The sequence below is a fragment of the Faecalibacterium sp. An121 genome (assembly GCF_002160915.1).
In the GTDB taxonomy this organism is placed as follows: domain Bacteria; phylum Bacillota; class Clostridia; order Oscillospirales; family Ruminococcaceae; genus Faecalibacterium; species Faecalibacterium avium.
Genome location: NZ_NFLM01000003.1, coordinates 143,550 through 166,021 on the forward strand (window position 1 = coordinate 143,550; position 22,472 = coordinate 166,021).

At 62.4% G+C, this 22,472-nt stretch carries 18 protein-coding genes, 4 tRNA genes and 1 riboswitch; of the genes, 3 read left to right on the forward strand and 19 right to left on the reverse strand.

The features are described 5' to 3' along the window. Positions 1–128: 128 nt before the first annotated feature. From B5E66_RS02775 to B5E66_RS02810, 8 genes are all read right to left on the reverse strand, one after another. Complete coding sequence (locus B5E66_RS02775; protein WP_087228453.1) at positions 129–1,334, reverse strand: ROK family transcriptional regulator; 1,206 nt, start codon at positions 1,332–1,334, stop codon at positions 129–131. 168 nt (positions 1,335–1,502) lie between these two features. Continuing rightward, positions 1,503–2,843: a fucose isomerase gene (locus B5E66_RS02780; RefSeq protein ID WP_087228454.1), complete on the reverse strand. Its 1,341-nt coding sequence runs from the start codon at positions 2,841–2,843 to the stop codon at positions 1,503–1,505. A gap of 29 nt (positions 2,844–2,872) precedes the next feature. Then, on the reverse strand, positions 2,873–3,619 hold the full coding sequence (locus tag B5E66_RS02785; protein ID WP_087228455.1) for a sulfite exporter TauE/SafE family protein: 747 nt from the start codon (positions 3,617–3,619) through the stop codon (positions 2,873–2,875). A 3-nt stretch (positions 3,620–3,622) separates the two neighbouring features. Beyond that, complete coding sequence (locus B5E66_RS02790) at positions 3,623–5,632, reverse strand: alpha-glucosidase (protein WP_255396622.1); 2,010 nt, start codon at positions 5,630–5,632, stop codon at positions 3,623–3,625. A gap of 43 nt (positions 5,633–5,675) precedes the next feature. Continuing rightward, complete coding sequence (locus B5E66_RS02795; RefSeq protein ID WP_087228457.1) at positions 5,676–6,344, reverse strand: DUF4867 family protein; 669 nt, start codon at positions 6,342–6,344, stop codon at positions 5,676–5,678. Positions 6,345–6,356: 12 nt separating this feature from the next. Further along, positions 6,357–7,214 carry an NAD(P)-dependent oxidoreductase gene (locus B5E66_RS02800; RefSeq protein WP_087228458.1) on the reverse strand — a complete coding sequence of 286 codons (858 nt, stop codon included), beginning with the start codon at positions 7,212–7,214 and terminating at the stop codon, positions 6,357–6,359. 36 nt (positions 7,215–7,250) lie between these two features. Then, the gene (locus B5E66_RS02805) at positions 7,251–7,937 is read right to left on the reverse strand and encodes a transaldolase family protein (RefSeq protein WP_087228459.1); all 687 of its coding nucleotides are present in this window, start codon (positions 7,935–7,937) and stop codon (positions 7,251–7,253) included. A 450-nt stretch (positions 7,938–8,387) separates the two neighbouring features. Continuing rightward, the gene (locus B5E66_RS02810) at positions 8,388–9,824 is read right to left on the reverse strand and encodes an MFS transporter (protein WP_087228460.1); all 1,437 of its coding nucleotides are present in this window, start codon (positions 9,822–9,824) and stop codon (positions 8,388–8,390) included. A 589-nt stretch (positions 9,825–10,413) separates the two neighbouring features. On the opposite strand from B5E66_RS02810, the gene B5E66_RS02815 reads away from it, so the two are divergent. Next, positions 10,414–10,812 (forward strand): PepSY domain-containing protein, encoded by a 399-nt coding sequence (locus B5E66_RS02815; RefSeq protein WP_087228461.1) that lies wholly within the window; start codon positions 10,414–10,416, stop codon positions 10,810–10,812. A 370-nt stretch (positions 10,813–11,182) separates the two neighbouring features. Here B5E66_RS02815 and B5E66_RS02820 read toward each other — a convergent pair whose 3' ends face one another. From B5E66_RS02820 to B5E66_RS12735, 5 genes are all read right to left on the reverse strand, one after another. After that, a complete protein-coding gene (locus tag B5E66_RS02820) occupies positions 11,183–12,571 on the reverse strand; it encodes a Sapep family Mn(2+)-dependent dipeptidase (protein WP_087228462.1) in 1,389 nt (462 codons plus the stop codon). 125 nt (positions 12,572–12,696) lie between these two features. Continuing rightward, positions 12,697–14,112 carry an MATE family efflux transporter gene (locus tag B5E66_RS02825; RefSeq protein WP_087228463.1) on the reverse strand — a complete coding sequence of 472 codons (1,416 nt, stop codon included), beginning with the start codon at positions 14,110–14,112 and terminating at the stop codon, positions 12,697–12,699. Between the two features lie 23 nt (positions 14,113–14,135). Further along, positions 14,136–14,888 (reverse strand): exodeoxyribonuclease III, encoded by a 753-nt coding sequence (locus B5E66_RS02830; protein WP_087228464.1) that lies wholly within the window; start codon positions 14,886–14,888, stop codon positions 14,136–14,138. 25 nt (positions 14,889–14,913) lie between these two features. Beyond that, positions 14,914–16,293: an MATE family efflux transporter gene (locus B5E66_RS02835; protein WP_087228465.1), complete on the reverse strand. Its 1,380-nt coding sequence runs from the start codon at positions 16,291–16,293 to the stop codon at positions 14,914–14,916. 11 nt (positions 16,294–16,304) lie between these two features. Further along, a complete protein-coding gene (locus tag B5E66_RS12735) occupies positions 16,305–16,655 on the reverse strand; it encodes a hypothetical protein (protein ID WP_143406922.1) in 351 nt (116 codons plus the stop codon). A 253-nt stretch (positions 16,656–16,908) separates the two neighbouring features. Then, positions 16,909–17,009, forward strand: a riboswitch (THF riboswitch). A 146-nt stretch (positions 17,010–17,155) separates the two neighbouring features. Here B5E66_RS12735 and B5E66_RS02840 point away from each other — a divergent pair. Further along, positions 17,156–17,701 carry a folate family ECF transporter S component gene (locus tag B5E66_RS02840; RefSeq protein ID WP_242958065.1) on the forward strand — a complete coding sequence of 182 codons (546 nt, stop codon included), beginning with the start codon at positions 17,156–17,158 and terminating at the stop codon, positions 17,699–17,701. Beyond that, positions 17,698–18,975: a bifunctional folylpolyglutamate synthase/dihydrofolate synthase gene (locus B5E66_RS02845; RefSeq protein WP_087228466.1), complete on the forward strand. Its 1,278-nt coding sequence runs from the start codon at positions 17,698–17,700 to the stop codon at positions 18,973–18,975. The genes B5E66_RS02840 and B5E66_RS02845 overlap by 4 nt, the downstream gene beginning before the upstream one ends. A 51-nt stretch (positions 18,976–19,026) precedes the next feature. Here the strand turns inward: B5E66_RS02845 and B5E66_RS02850 are convergent, their stop codons facing one another. The 6 genes from B5E66_RS02850 to B5E66_RS02875 all read right to left on the reverse strand — a co-directional run bounded on the left by B5E66_RS02850 (position 19,027) and on the right by B5E66_RS02875 (position 22,429). After that, a complete protein-coding gene (locus B5E66_RS02850) occupies positions 19,027–19,755 on the reverse strand; it encodes an acyl-[acyl-carrier-protein] thioesterase (RefSeq protein WP_087228467.1) in 729 nt (242 codons plus the stop codon). Positions 19,756–19,771: 16 nt separating this feature from the next. Then, complete coding sequence (recG, locus tag B5E66_RS02855; protein ID WP_087228468.1) at positions 19,772–21,835, reverse strand: ATP-dependent DNA helicase RecG; 2,064 nt, start codon at positions 21,833–21,835, stop codon at positions 19,772–19,774. 172 nt (positions 21,836–22,007) lie between these two features. After that, positions 22,008–22,082 (reverse strand) — tRNA-Cys (locus tag B5E66_RS02860). 27 nt (positions 22,083–22,109) lie between these two features. Continuing rightward, positions 22,110–22,185: transfer RNA gene (locus tag B5E66_RS02865), tRNA-Gly, on the reverse strand. Between the two features lie 62 nt (positions 22,186–22,247). Next, a tRNA-Asp gene (locus B5E66_RS02870) sits at positions 22,248–22,324 on the reverse strand. A 29-nt stretch (positions 22,325–22,353) separates the two neighbouring features. Beyond that, a tRNA-Gly gene (locus tag B5E66_RS02875) sits at positions 22,354–22,429 on the reverse strand. Positions 22,430–22,472: the final 43 nt, after the last annotated feature.

Here is a 22,472-nt window from a genome sequence, read left to right on the forward strand (position 1 = left end):
TAGCCTCCTTTATCTTTCGCCTGGGACAGGTGGCCCTGCCCGAAAAAAATGCAGAACGAAAAGCCAGGGGGAGAAAGCTCCGCCGAAAGCGTGGTTCGTTCTGCACTGATCCAATGGGATATTTTGCCTTATTCCTGATAGAACAACTCGCTCGCGACGATGGCCAGCGGGCCGATGTGGTCGATCTGGTTGGCCAGTTCGGACCGCACCACGTATTCCTCGTTGTATGCCGGGTCATAGCGTTTGCACGCGGCACGGAAATGCTCGAAGAAGTGGGGCACGTCGAACATATTGCCGTAGACGATCAGACGGTCGGGCGCCAGCATGGTCAGGATGGCGCCGGTGACGTTGGCAAGGGTCTCGATCTCCTCGTCCAGCACGCTCCACATACCGGGATCGTCCAGCTCGGCCAGGCCGGGCAGGTCATGGACGGTGATCCGCTGGGGGTCGCCTTCCACAGCCTGCCACAGGATGGGGGTAGCGTCGGGGCTGCACGCCTGCTGCAGCCGCTTGACCAATGGATGGCTGGAGACCCGCGTCTCCAGGCACCCATGGCGGCCGCAGTGACACAGCGCGCCGTTGGCGTCCACCCGCACATGGCCGATCTCGGCATTTTTGAAGCATTTGCTCTGGTAGATACGGCTGTCGGTGATGATGGCCGAACCGACCCCGGGTCCCCACTTGAGAAAAACGAGGTTGCTGTGCTGCTTGCCCATCCCGTACAGGAGTTCGGCCTGGGCAAAGGCTTTGACGTTGTTCTCAAGGAGGACGGGGCATTCCAGATGGCGGGCCAGGCAGTCCACCACCTGCACAGGCTGATCCCAGATGCGGTATGCGTGCAGGCTGACCCCTGCCTGGTAGTCCACCGGGCCGGGCACCGATATGCCCGCCCCCAGCAGCTGATCCCGGCGGATGCCCGCCTCCCACATCAGGACCTTGCCGGTGTCGGCAATTTCTTTCAGGAACTGGGCCGGCGCCGCGCTTGTGTCGGTCCTGAGTTGCCGGATCGTGCAGTGCTCTCCGTGCAAATCGCAGATCGAAAGGCTGGTCACCGGAGTTTCGATGCAGATAGATAACACATAGCGGTATTGGTAGTTGATGTCCAGCAGGACCTTGCGTCTGCCGACGCGGTTGCTCTCCTGGATCTCACCTACTTCGTAGAGCATCCCCTCGGCCAGCAGGTCAGAGCACAGGGTGGTGACACTGGCTGGCGTAAGGCCCAGATGAGCCGCGATGTCCTTGCGGGACATCGGCCCCGCGTCGTTGAGCAGCTTCAAGATCGAGCTTTGGTTTCTGCTCTTTACATTTTCCATGTTGATGCCGGTATATCCCATGACTGTTTGACCTCTTCCAGTGTGCTCCCGCTTGCTTGGGAAGCGGGATTTTCGCTTTATATGTGAATTAGTTTAAGTACAATAATTAATTGACATATAAAGTATACTAAAGCCTGATGGAATTGGCAAGAACAGCTGGTAAAAAAATTACTTTGGTAGGAAGCAGGATCAGAATTTACAGACCTCAACGCCCAGCATATGGCCCAGTTTTTCCAGCTCGCCGGCCACGGCGCCGTAGGCCACTACGAAGTGGGGCTCCCAGCCGCCCTTGACGCTGTCGCAGACGATGCTCCTGGCGTCATGGCTGGTCCTGACCACGATGGACGTGCCGTTGAACTGTTTGGGCTTGTCCAGGGCGGCGCCCTCCGCGATGAAGAAGCGGAAGCTGCCGTCCGGCTTGCGCCCCACGCGGAAGATGGTCACGTGCTCGGCGGCTTCACAACCGAAATCCATGACGGGGCCGATCTTGCGGTTGGGATGGACGCCCACCTGAGCGCCGGTATCGCGGCGGGCCAGGCTGCAGGCCGCCATGCCGCAGTGCCAGTAGGTGATGGTGTTCTCTTTCTCATCCATCGAGACGGGGTCGCCAAAGAAGCAGGCAGAGCCGGTCAGGCGGCTGCCGATGAACATGGACAGGGCGCCATAGGCGTCCGACTCGCAGCTGGCAGAGATGCCGTTGGCATTCAGCAGAGACAGCACGCTGCATACCGGGGTGCCGAAGGCGGTGAAGAAATCGGGCCAGCAGCGGGAGCAAATGGCGCCGATCTGGTTGTCGCCCACATAGGTCTTGTAGGCCTTGTACAGGCGGGCGAAATCCATCACATTCTTTTCGGGCATGGTGTCCAGACCAACGATGGTGCGGCGGGCTTCTTCCAGCTCGGCGGCGACCTCCTCGCTGGTGTAGGCTTTGGCCTTGTCGATCAGCTCCCGGGCTTCGATGGAGTCGAGGGTCACCCCAAAGGTGTGCATCATCTCGGCGTCCAGCGCGCGCCCAAAGCCGAAGCCCTGGGGTGTGTGCCCGATGGAGAGCATCTTCAGGCGGCGCAGGTCGGACTTGACCTGGGCTGCACAGATGGCGGCGCGCACTTCGGCGACAACGTCCGCCTCGCCGGGAGCGCCGAAAACATATTCGAACTGGCCCGGGCCGCGGAACGCGGTGATGGCATTGCCTGCCGAATAGGCCCCGGTCAGGCTGTTCAGGCGCAGGCGGGTGCCGTCGATGACGGGTTCGCGCAGGGTCCACAGCAGGATGGGACAGTCAAAGCGCTTGAGCACCTCGCCGGCGTACGCTGCGTTGGCAAAGGTGATATTCTGCAGGATGATCAGATCCGGGTGGATGGTATCCAGGTAGGCGCACAGGTCATCCACCGTCAGCAGCATCTTATCGGGGAAAACACAGCTGCCGCACAGCTCTTTGAGCATGGCGACCGAACGGTCAAACTGCTCCTGGGCGCTTTCCAGATGGAAGGTGCCGACTCCGATGGGAACATAGGCGACTTGAAAAGCCACGATGATTCACTCCTTTGATGGTCCGGCCTTTATTTGACCAGAAGGGAAAGGCCGGAGATGAATAACAGAATATAGGTCAGCTTCATAAACAGAAGCTGGCTCATCCGGGCATAGAGCCTGCTGCCGATGAACATGCCTGCAAACAGGAAGGGCAGTGAGCAGAGGCCGGTGCGGATGGTGCCGGGTGTCCACAGCCCCGCCTGGATGTCCTCGATCAGGATGATGGTGTTCAAAAAGATCCATACCGTCGAGATGGTGGCACGGAAGGAGACTTTATCCCGGATGCGGCGGGTCAGGTAACTGATGAGGAGAGGCCCGCCGCTGACAAACAGGCCGTGGATGACGCCGGCCAGGGCCAGCAGCCCGTAGGATGCCGGGTCGGCAGCCTTTTGGGCCGGAGCCGGCTCCGACTGGCTTGGTTTGCAGGTCAGTTTGTAAAAGCCCTGCACCGACAGCACCAGCACAAAGACGCCCAGCAGCTTGTACATGAGCTGTTCCTGGCTGGCAAACAGGCCCCGGATAAAGACGGCGGCAAAGATGCCCACCGCCATGATGAGGACGATGCGGGCCAGCTCTTTCCAATCGACCTTTTTGTAGTTGCCTGCAAAAACATAGACGCCGGAAAAGATGGCCAGCACGTTGAGGATGGGCTTGGCGATGTCATAGCCCACCAGCATCAGGCTGGGAGGCATGGCCAGGATGGTGCCGGCAAAGCCCGTGATGCCCTGGATGATGTTGGTCAGCAGGATGACGGTGAAAAAGAGGATCTGGTTCATGTTTTAGTTCCCGTATTTGGCACGGATCCCTTCAAACAGCTCGCTCCAGGCAGAATCCTTCCGGTAGAACACAGGAGGATCGCCCAGGGGTGCGGGGACGGTATGGCGGCCGTGGCCGTACTCGGCGCCGGTCCACAGATGGACCCAGCCGTCGCTGGGCAGGTACACTTCCCAGTCGGCCTTGTCGGCCTGCCAGACAGGGGCCACCAGCAGCTCGGAGCCGTACAGGTACTCAAACTGCTCGGTATAGCTCTCGGCGTCCTCCTCGTAGTGGAGGAACAGAGGCCGCTGCACAGGGGTGCCCTTGGCTGCGTTCTCGGCCACCAGCGCCTTGGTGTAGGGGGCCAGCATGGTGTATACATCCACCAGGCGTGCCAGGTGCTCCATGCAGTCCTCGTCGTCGTAATACTGGAAGTTGGTGTCGGGACGGTTGCCCTCATGGGTGCGCATCACCGGCATGAATGCAGCCATCTCGGCCCAGCGCAGAAAGACTTCCTTGGTGCGGCAGTTGTCAAACAGGGAGGTATAGCCGCCGATGTCACAGTGATTGAGGCCGCAGCCGGTCATGCCGGCGCTGAGGGCGGCACAGATCACGGTGCACAGGCCGTCGTGGCGGGTAAAGTCCACGCTCTGGTCGCCGGCCCACAGCAGGGTGCAGTATTTCTGGCTGCCGATGCCGCCGGCCCGCATGAAGTAGACTACCTGGCCCAGCTTGCCGCTTTCCTTGACGGCGTCGTAGTTGCACTGCGCCCAGCGCACCGGCCAGCGGTTGTGCTCGATCATGGGGCTGACGCCGTTGGCCAGCACCAGATCGTCGGTGGGCAGGTACTCGCCGAAGTCGGCCATCCAGCCGTCGATGCCGATGTCGATGGAATACTTTTTGATGACCTCGTCTTTGAACCACTGGTATGCCTTGGGATCTGTGAAATCCACCACGCCGCAGTAGAACTCACCGAAGTCCACCAGGTAATCCGAACCGTCGCTCTTTTTGGCAAAGACGCCCAGGCGCTTGCCTTCTTCATACAGGGCGCCGTCGTTGACCAGATAGGGGTTGATGTAGCCCAGGAACTTGATCCCGCGCTTATGCAGCTCCTCGATGTGCCGGGGCAGATCGGGATACATCTCCTTGTGGAAATGCCAGTCCCACTGCAGCCGCTTGCCAAAGCTGGTCACCCGCTTGCCGCACCAGTCCTGGCACCAGACGCCGGCCACCTTGATGCCCTTGGCCAGGCTCTTGTCCACGATGCCGAAGCTGCGCTCGTTGCCGCCCTGGGCGCCGATGATGAGGCCGTTGTAGATCCAGTCGGGCAGCTCAGGCTGGCGGCCCAGGAAGGCGGTCAGCTTTTCCAGCAGGCCGATGAAGGTGGGCGCCGCTTCCAGGCGGATGAAGTCGGGCACACACCAGGTCTGCAGTTCGTGGTAGCTGTCATGGCGGAAGTCGAAGTCGCTGTAAGCGGTGCTCTGCATATGCAGGTAGTAGTGGCGGCTGCTGACATAGGTGGGCTGGGGATAGTTGGTGTGGTAATAGTCGCCGCCGGCGCCGCCGTTCTCCACGTCGCTGCGCCAGGTGACATAGGTGGTTTTGTCCCGGCCCACGCCCGGCTCACTGGTCCACAGGGGGAAGTGGCGGCCGCGAAGGTCAAAATAGCTCATCTGCTCGCCGCAGCCGTAGACGTGCTCGGCCGCGTCCGCCTGGACCCGCAGCCAGAAGCGGTTGATGCTGCCGTCGCGGCAGACAGGGGTGAGGGTGACTGCGCCGTCCTGTTCCGTCACCTGGATGGTCAGCACCCCTTCCAGGTCCAGCTCGGCGCCGGCCTCCGTCTTTCTGGCGGCGGTCAGAGTCAGGGGGCGGCGTTCCACCACATAGTCATCGATCTTGAAGTTGCCGCGGTACATTTGGACATTCTCCTCGCCGCAGCCTACATAGACCATGGGAGTCTTTGCATCCGTGTGCAGCAGCAGGTCAGTCCCGTTTTTCAGGATGAACTCCTGTTCTCTTACGATGATTTCCAAAGCAGACACCTCCATATGGGGGGACCCACGTCGGTGGGTCGGATCAGTAATGCAGCTCTTTATTTTCTCCCAGCAGTCCGGCGTGGGCGCCCTGACGGATCAGGGGCTCCCGTTCGGGATGAGCGATCACCCACTTGTTGCGCTGCAGCAGGAGCCGGCTTTCGGGGTCGTCGTTGGGGGTGCGGCTGTCCAGGGGGGTGTTGGTGCCCCGGGGCAGGATCACGATCCCCTTGAAGCCCTCGTCGCAGACCCGGCAGGGGGACAGGTGCAGGGTGGTCTGGTACATCTCGAAGGCAGTGCCTCTGGGTACATAGAATACTTTGGCGTTTTCAAAGCGATAGGTGCCGCCTGCCTCGATCTGCCACACATGGCCCAGGATCAGCATGAAATCGGTGACCGCTACGTTGATCTCACTGCCCTTGTGGTACTCAAAGCCGTTCCAGGTGGTGTTGCGGCCATTGCAGTAGCCCACCTCGATGGGCATATCGCCGTAGAAGGTCGCCTGTACCTGGGCGGCTGACGGCATGGACTCCATCTCCGGCACGCTGGCAACATAGATGTTGCCGCTTTCGGGGATGCGGGTCTCCTTCTCCATATACTCGATCATACCGCTGAAGTCGTACCCCTGGATCACCCGGCCATAGGGGGCAAAGGCAGGGTCGTTCACGTTCAGCACAGGCACATCGTTGACTTGGTTCAGACGTTCCAGCATGGGGAGCCTCCCTCAGTGACCGCGCACGATCTTGAAGGTGGCGCGCCAGTCCTCCGAGCCCATACCGCTGTCCATGCCTTTTTCATAGACCTTCTGGACGTTGGCCTGGCCGGGCATCGCAAAGCCGCACTCTTTCGCCAGGTTCATGCAGATGCCCACATCCTTGGCGGCGTTGGCCATCGAGAAGGCGGTGGAATAATCCTCGTCCTGCAGCTTCTGCCACTGGCCGTCCAGATAGAAATTCTGGGCGCCGCCGTAGGAGATAGCGGTGGCGTAGTCGGCCACCGAGATGCCCTGGAGCTGTGCCAGGGACAAGGTCTCGTTGACGCCGTTCTGGATCTGGGTGGCCAGGGCGTTGTGGCAGATCTTCATCACCAGGCCTTTGCCGTTGCCGCCCATCCGGATGATGTTCTCACCCATATAGGCCAGGATGGGGCGCATGGCCTCACAGGTGGCCTCGTCGCCGCCCATGTAGATGCCCAGGGTGCCGGCGATGGCGGCCGGCTTGCTTTTGACCACGGGAGCGTCCATGAACTGTGCGCCTGTGGCCTTGACCATCTCGCTGATCTGCACCGAGACGCTGGGGTCGATGGTGGACATATCGATGCAGGTCTTGCCGGGGCCGAGCACAGGCAGGATCTCTTTATAGACGCTCATGGAATGCTCCGACTTGGGCACCATCGAGATGATGACGTCCGACTTCTGGGCCAGCTCCACCGAGTTCTGGCAGGCGACGGCGCCCTTGGATGCCAGCAGCTTCACCTTGGCAGGCAGGAAGTCGAAGCAGTAGACCGTGTCGTCATGCTTTTTGACGATATTCTCGCACATGGACTCGCCCATGATGCCCAGGCCGATAAAACCGATTTTCATAGCGCATTCTCCTTTTTGTCCTGTTGCAGCGGGCTGTCACTCGGTAACAGTGTTGTCCCAGGCGTTGCAGAAGGTGCCGATGCCCTGGGTGGTGTAGGCGTGCTTCATGCAGTCCTGATAGACGGCCAGGCCGGTGGTGACGATGTCGGCGCCGGCGACGGCACAATCAGCGATCTGCTTGGGGGTGCGGATGGCAGCGCAGATGATCTGGGTGTTGCCGTAGTAGCCGTAATTCTTGTAGATGGTCACGATATCCTGGATGTACTGGCGGCAGTCCTCGCCGTTGGCTTCCTTCCAGCCGATGAAGGGGGAGACGAACAGGGAGCCGTTCTTGGCGGGCAGGATGGCCTGCGCGGGGCTGAACACCAGAGTCACGTTGGTGCGGATGCCCTCTTTTTCCAGCATACGGGCGGCGGGGACGCCGGCCTCGGTGCAGGGGATCTTGATGACGAAGTTGGGGCTGATGGCGGCCACCTTGTGGGCTGCGTCGATCATCGCCTGCGTGTCATCCAGATGGGGGTTGATCTCCACCGAGACGGGGAACTTCTCATAGCCTTCCAGGCCCTCTGCCTTGATCCAGTTGGCGATGTCGGTGATGGCGGTCAGGAAAGGTTTGCCGCTGAGCATGATATGACGGGGATTGGTGGTGACGCCGTCGATGCCGAAGGTCTTGTATGCCAGCTGGATCTCATCCAGCTTGGCACTATCCAGAAAGTATTTCATAACAACTCTCCTTGTCCATTGATTCAAAGATTTGATTATTCAACAGCTGCGGCGTGGCAATCGCGTCTGCTGCGGGGAATCGACGCCTTTTAAGGCGCCCCTTCTATACATTATAATAGAACGGATGCAGTCGATTGTCAATAATTAAATTGTCTAATTAATTAAAACGGATTTTGTGCATATTGTCGTTATGATGCGCAGGAGCATTTGTTTTGGATGGTTTTGACAAAAACGGGGCGGGTGGATACGGGAGCGGCGGAGGCTGGCTGTGAAAAAATTTGGCGCAGAGCCATGCGCTCGGCCTGGAGGCCTTGCACACGTTCTGCGCCAAATTTTCCTGTCGGTGCCCCGGCCGGACGCCATATGCATACGGCCGGGATCTTTGACAGTCTGCTTTGAACACAAGGGATCTGGTAATAGAGGAACTGATAGAAGGTTTCAGGGTAAATCTCAGTCGTCGTGGCTGCTCTGGATGTTGGCCTCAAAGCTGGTGCTGCGGCCCAGCTTCTTTTCGACCTCTTCCATTTTCTTATTGTCCAGCGTGTAGATCAGGCCCATGGAGACAAAGATCAGGATAGCGCCGATGAGGGGATAGGCGGCGGCCAGGTTCTTCACATTGACGCCGACGTTGGCGGCCTGGCTGGCGACGTCCAGAGTCTCGTTGTAGCCTGTCCAAGTCAGGGCGACGCCCAGCAAAGCGCTGCCGACGCCGCTGCCGATCTTGCGGAACAGGGTAACGCAGGAGTAGACGGAGCCTTCCTCGCGGCGGCCGGTGGAAGCTTCCATGTAATCGATGCAGTCAGAGATGAGGGCCCAGACCAGGGTGACGAAGGAGCCCTGCAGCATACCGATCAGGAACTGGCAGATGACCCAGCTGATGGGGCTGGACATGGGGGTGACGATCATGAAAACGGTGATGCCGATGATGGCGATGAAGGGGATCGAGCACAGCGCCTTGCGGTCAAACTTCTTCAGCAGGGGCCGGATGAGGATCATCATGGCGATCTGGGCCACATAGTTCATCAGCATGGCCACGCTGATCCAGTTGGTGTCATTGTAGTACAGCATGAACACATACTGGTTGGTGGAGTTGTTGGACTGCATGAACATCAGCAGTGCGACGCTGGCAATGATCAGGCCGACCATGGGACGGCTCTGCATGCAGTTGAGGAAGGTGCGGAAGAAGTGGGGCTGCTCCTGTTTTTTCTCGGCGGGCTCCTCCACATGGATGATACGCTCGGTGCACAGTTTGATGGTGGCCTGCAGACAGACCCAGGTCATCAGGCCCATGACCACGGCGGTCCACAGGAAGCGGCTCTGGATGGGGTCGCCGGTGACCTGGTTGTAGAGGAACAGGGGCAGGATGACGCCGGCGGGCACGTTGCCCAGCAGGCTGCCGGCTGCACGCCACTTGGACAGGTCGGCGCGCTCCAGCTCATTGGTGGTCATGACCGAAGACATGGTGCCGTAGGGGACGTTGACGATGGTGTAGCACATATCCCACATGACGTAAGAGACAACGCAGGCCAGCAGGCGGATGGCATAAGATGCGTTGTGCAGAGGCATGAACATCAGCATGGTGACGCCTGCCAGCAGGAAACTGCCAAAGAAGATCCAGGGTTTGAACTTATCCTTGCCGTTTTTGGGGCGCAGCTTATCGGTCAGGGAGCCTACCAGGGGATCGTTGACGCCGTCCCAAATTTTGGTTAAAAGGATTAACAAACCATAGTGGGCCGGGTTGATGCCAAGGCAGGTGACATAGTACACCATGAAGAACGAGCTCTGCATCACGAAGGAAAGGTTGCAGCCAAAGTCGCCCAAGGCATAGCCGATCTTATCCTTCCAACCGAATTTTGGGACGTTTTCACGCATGATTATCTGGGCCATAATGATTCTCCTTTTGCTTTTCGGGCCGGCGCTCCGTACCGCAGGGGCGCCCGGCTGATGATACGATCTGTGCGTGAGGGGCTCATCCACCGTCCAAACTGCATTGCCACGCCGCGAACCAGTTGCGAGCCTGTATTAGTTAATTGAATTTATTAACTTGATTAAAGTATACTTCTCTTGCAATCCTTTGTCAATAGATTCGAATAAGTTTTATCCCTACTAGATACCAAAAATAGTGGATTGTTTTTGTGATATATGACAAAAACGGCTTGCGCTGCGTGTCTTATTGTCTAAATTTAAAGATTATTAAAGAAAAAATTTAGATAGAACACTGGTGCATATACCGTAGGTGGTATATGTGCTTTCGATCCTTGGGGCGCTGGGCAAAGGGAGCGCCCGGTCCACCTGATGGAAATACAAAGGGGCCTGTCCTCTGCTCGCCGCAGACAACAGGCCGTTTCTACTTTTGGGAGAGAATGATTTTTTCCAAAAAATTTTTCCCGTGACCCCGGTTTCAGCCCCCCGCCGCCGTATTCTATAAACAAAGCAGCAAACACACCCACACAAACGATCAAAGGAGACAACTACTATGAAGAAGATGAACCGCAAGCAGATCCTGACCCTCACCGCCGCCCTGGCTCTGACCGCCCTGACCGCATGCAACTCTCTGCCTGCTTCGGCTGCCTCCGTGGACTATGACACCGCTGTCAAGATCGCCGCCGATCACCTGGGCTGCGATGTGAGCGACCTGAAAGTCATCGAGCGGGACTACGACGACGGCAAGTACGAGCTGGATATCCTGGTGGGCGACGTCAAGTACGAGTACGAGATCGGTGCTTCCTCCGGCAAGGTGCTGAAGGCCGAGCGGGAGCGCCGCGACTGGGACGATCGTTACGACGACGACTGGGACGATCGTTACGACGACGACTGGGACGATCGGTACGACGATGACTGGGATGACCGCTACGACGACGATTGGGACGACTGATCGCAGCTGACAAAGAGAAAAAGCCCCGGGCTGTGGGTTCCTTTCAAAGGAGCCTTCAAGCCCGGGGCTTTTCCGGTGGGGTGTTCAGTTTGTGGGCGGCTGGGCCAGCCAGTCCAGCAGGGCGGCTTTGGCGGCCTCGGCCGGTGCAGGTCGCTCAAGTATGTGCAGCCTGCCCGCAGGGCCAGGTAGTCCAAAAGATGTACTTCCACTTGCATCATCATGCACAGGAGAGGCTTGTCTCCACATAGACTTTTCCGCCCGACTCCACCAATGCGCCCATCAGGGAAAGGGTCTTGCCATGCATACTTTTTCGAACATAAGGAGGCGGGACCCTTTGGGGTCCCGCCTCTTTTCCACTCTATAAGATTCCTCAGAAATCGATCTCCTCCAGACGCAGCAGGGCCAGCACATAGATCTTGACCGACTGCAGCAGGGCGTCCACCGGGGCGGACTCATTGGCACCGTGCATGGGGCCGCCAAAGCTGGGCAGGACCATGTCGCGGCTCTCGGGACCGAAACTGACCGCATAGGGGAAGTGGCGGGCATAGGTGCCGCCGCCCATGGTGAAGGGCTTCTCGTTTTTGCCGGTCACCTCGTTGTAGGTGTCGATGCAGGCCCGGATGGCAGGGGTGTCCGCCTCGATATAGAAGGGGTCGGCGGCGTCCACGTCCTCCAGGGAGGCGCCGGTTCCGATGGCGGCCCGGATGGCGGCTGCAAGGACGTCTCCGTTGGTGGAGGTGGGGTAGCGGCTGTCCATGGTCTGCACCATGCGGCCCTCCTGCATATACATCCGCCCGCCAATGATGGTCAGGGGACCGAAGGGACCGTCGGAGGTGGCAATGCCCAGGCCCTCGCCGGCGGTGGAGCTGTGCAGCTTGTGCAAAACCTCCAGATAGCTGCGCTCGGCCTCGTTGCACAGGCCGTTGGCCAGCAGATAATCCGCCACCAGGCCGATGGCGTTCACGGTGCCCTCGGGGCTGGCTGCGTGGCCCGACTTGCCCCAGCCGCGCACGCGGACGCAGCCGTTCTCGGGTTCCAGGGTGATGTTGGGGGCGTTTTTCAGCCCCGCCATGTCGGCCTGCACCAGGGCGCTGGCCCGGTCGGGGACGGCGTTGTTGGCCACGCCGCCCTCAAAGGCCAGGATCTTGCCATGGCACACCGGGCTGACCAGCTTGCCGTGGAAGTGGCCCTTCTCGCCGTTGCAGACGGGGAACTCGGCGTCGGGGGTGAAGCAGAATACCGGGGCCGGGTTGTGGGCCAGATAGTATTCCACGTCCTCCATCCCGGTCTCCTCGTTGGTGCCGGCCAGGGCGCGGATGGGGTAGCGCAGCGGCACCCCCAGCTCCTTGAGGCACTTGAGGGTGTACAGGGTGGCGACCATGGGGCCCTTGTCATCCAGCACGCCCCGGCCCAGGATCCATCCGTCCTGCCGGCGCATGGCAAAGGGGTCCCCGGACCAGCCTTCGCCGGCCGGCACCACGTCCACATGGCAGATGGTGGCCAGATACTTGCCGGCTTCCCGGCCGGGCAGCTCGGCATAACCGATGTAGCCTTCGCAGTTGTGGGTGTCCAGGCCCAGCCGGCCGGCCAGCTCCAGGGTCTTGTCCAGGGCAGCCCGGGCACCCGGGCCGAAGGGCGCGCCCTCGGCGGGAGCGGCCTCCACACTGTTGATGGCGACCAAAGCCCCGATGTCCTTGAGCATCTGTTCCTTGTTGGCCTCCAGGAAGGCATCTATCTTCTGGTCCAGTATCTGATCCATAGTATCATTTTCCTTTCCTTCAAAGTCTGTCAAAACGCAGCAAGGCGGGGCCGCCGTCTGGGACGGCCGCCCCGCCTTAGCATACCCATTCTAACACATTTTGCAGCCCAATGCTAGGTGCAATCTTACTGCGCCGTCCGGGGACTGTCCTTCAGCTTTTTCCACTCGATGACAAAGAACAGGATGGTGCAGGTGGAAGCCGACACGATGTCGCTGATGGGTTCGGCCAGATACAGGCCCAGCAGCTGGCTCAGGCCCAGAGCGCCGAACACCCGCGGGATGACCAGCGACAGGGGCAAAAGCAGGATCACCTTGCGCAGCAGGGCGATGAACATGCTGATCTTTGCCTCGCCCAGGCCCAGGAAGGTCTGCTGGCAGGCCAGCTGCGCGCCCATGAAGAAGTAGCCAAGCATGTAGATGCGCAGCGGCGCGGTGCCCAGGGCGATCAGCTCGGCGTCGCTGGAGAACAGGCCCAGGAACAGCTGGGGCGCGATCTCGACGGCGCCCACCACCACCGTAGTGACCCCCATCGAGACGGCCAGCATGATCTTGAAGGCCTGCCGCACCCGGGCCAGCTTCTGGGCGCCGAAGTTGAAGCCCACCACCGGCTGTGCGCCCTGACAGAAGCCCTGCACCGGCAGGTTGGCGATCTGGGCCACCGAGAACAGGATGCTCATGATGGCCACGGCGCTGTCGCCGCCGTAGGTGGCCGCGCCGGTGTTGAAGGCCAGCTGGATGACGCACTCGGTGGCGGTCATCAGGAAGGGCGAGACGCCCAGGGACAGCACAAGGGCCAGGGTCTTGCCGTCGGGGGCGAGGTTTGCCTTGCGGATCCGCAGGACGCTGCGCTTGCCGGTGAAAAAGGCCAGCACCCACACGGCGCTGATGGCCTGGCTGAGGATGGTGGCGATGGCCGCGCCCTGCACCCCCATGTTGAACCCGAAGATGAACACGGGGTCCAGGATGATGTTGCTGATGGCGCCGATGCAGGTGGTGGCCATGCTGGTCTTGGCAAAGCCCTGGTTGGTGATAAAGGGGGTCATGCCCAGGGTGAACTGCACGAAGAGGGTACCCAGCAGGTAGATGCGCAGGTAGGACATGGCATAGGGCAGGGTGTTCTCACTGGCGCCGAAGGCCATCAGGATGGGCTCGCCAAAGATGGTGAACACCACGCTGAGCAGGACCGACAGGACCACCAGCAGGGTGATGCAGTTGCCCAGGATCTTTTCGGCGGTCTTGTAGTCTCCGCGGCCCATGGCCACCGAGGCCCGGGGCGCGCCGCCCATGCCGATCAGGTTGGAGAATGCGGTGATCAGCACGATGATGGGGTAGGTGACGCCCAGGCCGGCCAGAGCCAGACTGCCCGTGCCGGGGATGTGGCCCACATAGATGCGGTCCACGATGTTGTACAGCATATTCACCAGCTGTGCCAGGGCGGTGGGCAGGGCCAGACTGAAGATCAGCGGCACCAGCGGCGCCGTGCCCAGCCTTTGGTCCACCGACGCGGCAGCTTTGGCCGCCGCGGATTGATGTTCTTCCATAATCGATACGCTCCCTTCTTCTTTTACAGGTCGATCACAAGTTCCACGGGGCAGTGGTCGGAGCCCAGGATCTCATTGTGGATCCCGGCCGCCTGCACCCGGTCTGCGATCCGCCGGGAAACTAAAAAATAATCGATGCGCCAGCCGGCGTTCCGCGCCCGCGCACGGAAGCGGTAGCTCCACCAGCTGTACTTGACCTCGTCGGGGTGCAGCATCCGGAAGCTGTCCGCAAAGCCCGCATCCAGCAGCCGGGTCATGGCCTCCCGCTCCTCGTCGGTGAAGCCGGCGCTGCGGCGGTTGGAGGCGGGGTTCTTGATGTCGATCTCCTGGTGGGCCACGTTCAGGTCCCCGCACAGGATCACTGGCTTTTGGACGTCCAGGTCCAGCAGGTACTGCCGGAACATCGCCTCCCACTCCATCCGGTAATCCAGCCGTTTCAGCTCCTCCTGGCTGTTGGGGGTGTAGCAGTTGACCAGATAGAACCCGGGATATTCGAGGGTGATCACCCGGCCCTCCTGGTCGTGCTCGGGCCGGCCCACCCCCATGGTCACCTGCAGCGGCTTGACACGGCAGTAGCAGGCCGTGCCCGAATACCCCTTGCGCTGGGCCGAACAGAAATACTCCTCGTACCCCTCGGGGTGGAAATCGGCCTGGCCGGGCTGCATCTTGGTCTCCTGCAAACAGAACACGTCTGCATCCAGGGCGGCAAAGCTCTCGGCAAAGCCGTGGGACAGGCAGGCCCGCAGGCCGTTGACATTCCAGCTGACTAGCTTCATAGCGGCAGTTTTCCTTCCTTGCATCTCATTCGGTGTATTTGGTCTTCCACACCCCGCTGGTGAACCGCCACACAAAGCAGATGGAGCGGCAGACCCAGTCCACCACCATGGCGATCCAGACGCCCACGGCGCCGTAGCCCATCTGGACGCCCAGCAGGTAGCTGAAACCGATCCGCCACACCGCCATGCTCAGCACCGATACGGTCATGGTGAACTTGACGTCGTTGCTGGCCCGCAGGGCGTTGGGCAGCACGAACGCGATGGGCCACAGCAGGATGCCGCAGCCGCAGTGGATGCGCACCAGCAGGATGGCCAGATCCATGGTCTCGCCCGACAGCGCATAGATGCCCACCAGAGGCCCTACCAGCAGCAGAATGGCCCCATTGAACAGGCCCATGGTGATATACGTCCACTTGAGCAGCTTTTTGGCGTAGGCGGTGGCCTGTTCTTCCTCCCGGGCGCCGATGCACCGGCCCACCACCGTGATCATGGCCAGGCTGATGGCCTGCCCCGGGATGCAGCCCATGCCGTCCAGGTTGTTGGCCACCGCGTTGGCGGCGATCTGCACCGTGCCGAACAGGGAGATCATGCTCACCACCAGGATGCGCCCCGCCTGGAACAGGCTGTTCTCAAAGGCGGAGGGGATGCCGATGCCCAGAATGCGCCGGGCCAGCGCCCCGTCCAGCCGGAAGGTGATGCGGGCCTGGACGGTGTTGGTCTTGCGGCCGCAGGCGGCCAGGATCAGCACGGCGGCCAGCGCACGGCTGATGACGGTGGGCCAGGCCACGCCCTCCACATACATGCCCAGACCGAAGATGCACACCGCGTTGCCGATGATGTTGACGATGTTCATCAGCAGGCTGACCTGCATCGAGATCTTGGAGTTGCCCATGCTGCGGAAGATGGCCGCCCCGGCGTTGTACAGCGCCAGGAAGGGATAGCTGAGGGCGGTCACCTGCAAATAGCGCACCCCGGCGTCCAGCACGTCCGCTTCGATGGTGCCGTAGAACAGCCGCAGCATGGGCCGGGCCAGCGCAAAGCAGAACAGCCCCAGACCCAGGCCCAGCAGCAGGCTGAGCAGGATCAGCTGGCCGGCGCTCTTGTCGGTCTCCTTTTTGCGCAGCGCCCCCAGGTACTGGCTGACCACCACCGCGCCTCCGGTGGCCAGCGCCGCCAGCAGGTTGATGACAAGGTTGTTGATCATGTCCACCAGGCTGACGCCCGAGATGGCCGCCTCGCCGCAGCGCGACACCATCATGGTGTCCGCCATGCCCACGGTGGTGGCCAGCAGCTGCTCCACCAGCAGCGGGCCGATCAGCCGCAGCAGCTCGTGATTGGTAAAGATCGGCCCATGGGGGCCGTTTTTCAAAATACTGGGGCTGCGCGCCCCTGCCGCATATTCCATTGGACTCTCTCTCATCTCTGCCGCCCGCCCGGGACCGGGCAGGCAAAATTCTGGTATACTTTATAATGATAGCATACCCCCACTGGATTGTAAAGCGCGACGCGGCCTGCGGGCGATCGTTCCAGGCTGGACAAGTTCGGCATTTGTTGCAGGAAACGGCCGGTATATTTGTGCGCTTTCACGAAAATACGTTTTGACGCTGTTTCAACCCGTTTTTTCTTCAAAAAGCTCTTGCAATCCGGCGCAAAAAGTGGTATGTTGTATCCCAGCGGAACAGGGCTTGGATACATCTTTGCCCGGATGCCGGGGCTGCCTGCACAGTCCCAAAGGCGCTCCGCGCAGATCATTGCTATTTTCTTCATTTACCTTCTTATCATTTACCCTGCCTGCCCGCAAGGGCGAAAGCGGCGGCCCAACCTGCACGGGCCGTCGTTTTTTGTTGGGGGCCGCTCGTCGCTTTCCACAAAAACGGGAAAAATATTTTGGGAAAGCTGTCGGGTTCTCTGCTTGCAGGGCGGAGCAAATGGGAGTATAATACAACCCAGACAGGCATCCGCCTGCCACCCGCCCCGGCAGGGCGGGCGCCGGTTTGCAGCCGGCGCAGACGTAAAGATCAACAGAGTAAGGCTGTGCGCGTTAAGTGCCGCATCAACGGGGAGTTGTGCTGCGGACGAAGGCGAAGTTTTCCCGCGGTGCACAGCCTGCATCCCGCTGCTGCATGGACTTGGGCGCGGGCCGCAGGGATGTCCCGCGGCCCGGGTGTGAAGGCTGCCGGATTTCACGGCCCTCCTTTGTGCGGTTTTCGCATGGGGGAGGGCTGTTTTTTTGTGCCCTCCCCGCCGGATTCAGAATGAGGAGGCGTATGATGATGAATCCCAACCGTTCCCACTCCCTTCGCACCCTGACCTTCTGCGCTCTGCTGGTGGCCATGAGCATCGTGTTCAGCCGGGTGCTCAGCATCTCCACCGGTTTTCTGCGCTTCAACCTGGGCAGCCTGCCCGTGGTGCTGGCCGCGGTCCTGTTCGGGCCGGGGGCCGGCTTTGCGGTGGGCGCCCTGGCCGACGCCATCGGCGGGGTGCTGGCAGGCTATGCCATCAACCCCCTCATCACCCTGGGCGCCGGGGCGGTGGGCTTCTTTGCCGGATGGGGCTGGCGGCATCTGCCCGCCCGCCGCGAGAACGTCCGCCTGGCCGGCGGTATCCTGCTGGGCCATATGGTGGGCTCGATGATGCTCAACTCGCTGGCCCTGCGGCTGTTCTACGGCTATGCCTGGGCGGTGCTGGCCGCCCGCATCCCCAACGCGCTGATCCTGGCAGGGGCCGAGTTCGTACTGGTGCGCATCCTGCTGGAAAACCACGCCCTGATGACCGCGGCCCGGGGCAGCCACACCGGGAGGCGTTCGCAATGACCTATCAACAGGCTTTGGACTACATCCATGCGGTGCACTGGCAGGGCCACCGTCCCGGCCTGGAGCGCATCCGCACCCTCTGCGGCCTGCTGGGCGATCCTCAGAAAGACCTGCGCTTTGTGCACGTGGCGGGCACCAACGGCAAGGGCAGCACCGCCGCCATGCTGGACAGCTGCCTGCGTCAGGCAGGCTATAAGGTGGGGCTGTTCACCTCGCCCTATATCCTCCGGTTCAATGAGCGGATCCAGGTGGACGGCGCGCCCATCCCCGACCAGGACCTGGTGGATCTGGTGGAGCAGGTGCAGCCGGCCGCCGCGGCCATGGCCGCCGTGCCCACCGAGTTCGAACTGATCACCGCCCTGGGCCTGCTCTATTTTGCCCGGACCCGGTGCGACATCGTGGTGCTGGAGGTGGGGCTGGGGGGCGCGCTGGATTCCACCAACGTCATCGACCCGCCCGAATGCGCCGTCATCACCGCCCTGGGGATGGACCACGTCAGGGAGCTGGGCCCCACCCTGGCCGACATCGCGGCGGCCAAGGCGGGCATCATCAAGCCGGGCAGCCCGGTGGTCAGCTATGGGGGCCAGCCCGAGGCCGACCGGGTGATCGCGGCCGCAGCCGCCGCCCGGGGCGCGCCCCTGACGGTGGTGGACTTCTCCCGGCTGCACCCGGTCAGCGCCAGCCTGGAGGGCCAGACCTTTGATTTTGACGGTCTGGATGGCCTTTCCCTGCCCCTGCTGGGCAGCTACCAGCCCAACAATGCCGCCGTGGCCATCACGGCCCTGCGGGCGCTGCGGGCCCGCGGCTGGGATATCCCCGACAGCGCCATCCGGCAGGGGCTGGCCCGGGTGCGCTGGCCCGGCCGGTTCGAGCTGCTGCGGCACGACCCGCCCTTTATCCTGGACGGCAGCCACAACGCCCACGGCATGAGAGCCACAGCGGACAGCCTGCGCCGGCAGTTCCCGGGACAGAAGTTCGTCTTTATCACCAGCATCATGGCGGACAAGGATTCGGATGAAATGCTGCGTCTGCTGCTGCCCCTGGCCAGGTCCTTTGTGACGGTGACCGCTCCCAGCCCCCGGGCCATCCCGGCCCAGGAGCTGGCCGGACGCATCTGCGCTTTGGGCGGGCAGGCCCGGGCGGCCGGCTCCATCCCGCAGGCGGTGGCCCTGGCTGACGCTCTGGCCGCAGGGGGGCCGGTGGCCGCCCTGGGCACCCTGTATTTCTCAGGGGAGGTGCGCCGGGCCGTCTGCCCCGGCAGCGGAACCAAATAAAAAAAGCGGAGCCCTTCGCGGGGTTCCGCTTTTTTTGTTCGGGGGAGGCGTTCACAGCGGGGCCAGCTGTTCGTTGATGGCCACCACGGCGCACACCTCATCCTGGCGGACAAAGGAGGCCGCCCAGCCGCCGTCCTTGGGGGCGGAACAGAGCGTCAGCTCGTCCCCCAGCTGCAAAGGGCTGCGGTAGGAGATGCGGAAACTGTGCACCCCGCCGCTGCGCACCTGCTGGGGGGCGGCGTCCAGGGCCAGGGAGAGATAGGCGGTGTTGTGCATATGGCCGTTGTAGTCCATGTCGCTGCGGCGCAGCTGGACGGGCTGCCGGTCGGTGTAGCCGGCAGGGGGACGCAGCCGGGGCAGCCGGTCGCTGAAAGCGGTGGTCTGCTCGGGCTGGTAGGCGGCCAGACGCTCGGGGGTGGGCAGGCAGGGCTTGCCGGTGCTGCGCTGGACCAGAGCCAGCTTGGCCTGGCCCCGGGCCAGGACCTCCCCCTCCCGGGTGCGCAGCAGCATCTCACGGGTGGCCAGCCGGGGGTTGACGCACAGCCAGGTGCTGGCCTGGAAGGACTCGTCGTAGGCGGGGGCGCGCAGCACGGCGGCCCGCCAGTTGGTGATGACCCAGGACATACCGTTCTGCAGGCTGTCCGCCATGGGGGAGTAGCCCACCGTGTTGGCGTGGCGGACCGCCGTATTTTCAAAGATGGAGAGGAGGGCCGGCGGGGTCAGCAGGCCGTTCTGGTCGAAATCCTCGACCCGGGTGGTGACAGGGATGGTGAAGATCATGGACTTGGCTCCTTTATCAGTTCATGGGTCCGGCGCGGTCGAACATGCGGGCCACCTGGTCCGCCAGAAGCCGGTGCTGGGGCTGGTCCAGCAGGGGGTCGGCGGACAGGATGGCGGCGGCTTCGCTCTGGGCGGCGTGGAGGGGGCGGGTGTCGGCGGCGAGGTCGGCGATCTGCAGCGTGGGCAGGCCGTGCTGGCGGCTGCCGAAAAAGTCGCCGGGGCCGCGGGTCTCCAGGTCGTACTGGGCCACCGCAAAGCCGTCGGTGGTGGAACAGAGGAACCGCAGCCGATTCTGGACGGCGGGGGCGGTGTTGTCGCTGACCAGGAAGCACCAGCTCTCGGCTGCGCCCCGGCCCACCCGGCCCCGCAGCTGGTGCAAAGCGGACAGGCCGTAGCGCTCGGCGTTCTCGATCACCATGACGGTGGCGTTGGGCACATCCACCCCCACCTCGATGACGGTGGTGGAGACCAGGGCGTCCAGCCGCCCGGCCCGGAAGTCCTCCATGACGGCGGCCTTCTCTTTGGGTTTCAGCTTGCCGTGCATCAGGCCCACCCGGCGGTCGGGCAGCAGGGCCTTGGCGGTCTGCTCATAATAGGTCTTGACCGGGGCCAGCCCTCCGTCGGGGCCTTCCTCGATGGCGGGGCAGACGATGTACACCTGACGCCCGGCGCCGATCTCCCGGTCCAGAAAACCGTACAGGTCCCGGCGGCGTGCCCCGCCCATCACCCGGGTCTTGACCGGGGTGCGGCCGGGGGGCAGCTCGTCCAGGATGGAGATATCCAGATCACCGTAGATCAAAAGCCCCAGGGTGCGGGGAATGGGGGTGGCGCTCATGACCAGCAGGTGAGGGGAGGCGCCTTTCTCGGCCAGGGCGCCCCGCTGGCGCACCCCGAAGCGGTGCTGCTCGTCGATGACGGCCAGGCCCAGCCGGGCAAATTCCACTCCCTCGGACAGGATGGCATGGGTGCCCACCACCAGGTCTGCCTCTCCGGCGCGGATGGCCGCCAGGGTGGTGCGGCGGGCGGCGGCTTTCAGTCCGCCGGTCAGCAGGGCCACCCGTATGCCGAAGGGGGCCAGCAGCCGGTTGAGGGTCTCGGCGTGCTGCTGGGCCAGCAGTTCGGTGGGGGCCAGCAGCGCCCCCTGATACCCTGCGCCCACGGCGGCCCAGAGGGCGGCCGCGGCCACCAGGGTCTTGCCGCTGCCCACGTCCCCCTGCAGCAGGCGGTTCATCGAGCGGGGCCCGGCCATGTCCTCCAGGATCTGGTCCACCGCACGGCGCTGGGCCCCGGTGGGCGCAAAGGGCAGGCTGGCCCAGAAGGGAGCGGGGTCGGCCCGGCGCATGGGCGCGCCGGTGGAGGCGGAACCCCGGTTTTTCAGCAGGCCCATCCCCAGCTGCAGCACCAGCAGTTCCTCAAAGATCAGGCGGCGGCGCGCCTCCTGGGCGGCCTGGGGGGTGGCAGGGGTATGGATGTCCCGTACGGCCTGGGCCTTGGAGGGCAGGCGGTATTTTTGCAGCAGGGCAGGGGGCAGAGGGTCCCCCAGCAGCTCGGCGTGGGGCAGCAGCTGGGCCACGCACCGGCCGATGGCGCCGCTGTTCAGCCCGTCGGTCTGGGGATAGACCGGGATGAGCGGCACGGCCGATACCTGTGCGGCGGTGCGGACCTGGGGGTTGACCATCTGGCGGCGCAGCAGCCCGCCGGCCACCACCCCCTGAAAATAGTATTCCTGGCCGATCTCCAGCTTCTGGATGGTGTAGGGATTATTGAACCAGGTCAGCTCGAGGGTGGCTACGTCGTCCCCGGCCGTGGCCTTTTCCACCCGGCGTCCCCCTGCGGCGTAGCGTCCCCCCTGCTTTGCCAGCAGCTGGGCCCGGACCACGCACTCCACCCCGACCGGGGCTTCGGCCGGGGGGTAGGGGTGGGTGAAATCCAGATAGCGCCGCGGATAGTGCTGCAAAAGGTCGGCCAGGGTGCGGATGCCCAGCTTTTCGAACCGCTGGGCCAGCTTGGGCCCCACTCCCTTGAGGTATTGTACGGGGGTGTCCGGGGTCAGGGTGGTTCGGTTTTCGGTTTCTGGCACAGGCACGCCTCCTTTCGCGGTCTATTGTAGCACTGAACGGCCCAATGGGCAAGAAAGGGGGACGATCCGACACAAAAAGCCGCCTGCTTGGCCGGCGGCGCGAAAGTTCCCCCTGGAGCATGCCGGTTTCCGGCACGCAAAAAAGGCCCCCGTGCAGAGCACGAGGGCTTTTTGGAGGTGGCGACCAGATTTGAACTGGTGAATGAAGGTTTTGCAGACCTTTGCCTTACCACTTGGCCACGCCACCGTATGAAGGGCGGTGAACGCCCCTGTTTGGAGCGGCCGACGAGGCTCGAACTCGCTACCTCCACCTTGGCAAGGTGGCGCTCTACCAGATGAGCTACGGCCGCATAGCGACGCATTTGTCCCTGCGTCCATCCTGCGTAGGATGCCCCGTGACGGGGTAGGATGTTGGCGACCCGGATCGGGCTCGAACCGACGACCCCCAGCGTGACAGGCTGGTGCTCTAACCAACTGAGCTACCGGGCCAAAATAAGGAGTGACGCTTGCCACTCCCATGGAGCGGCCGACGAGGCTCGAACTCGCTACCTCCACCTTGGCAAGGTGGCGCTCTACCAGATGAGCTACGGCCGCATATGGTGCCTCCGATCGGAATCGAACCAATGACACGGGGATT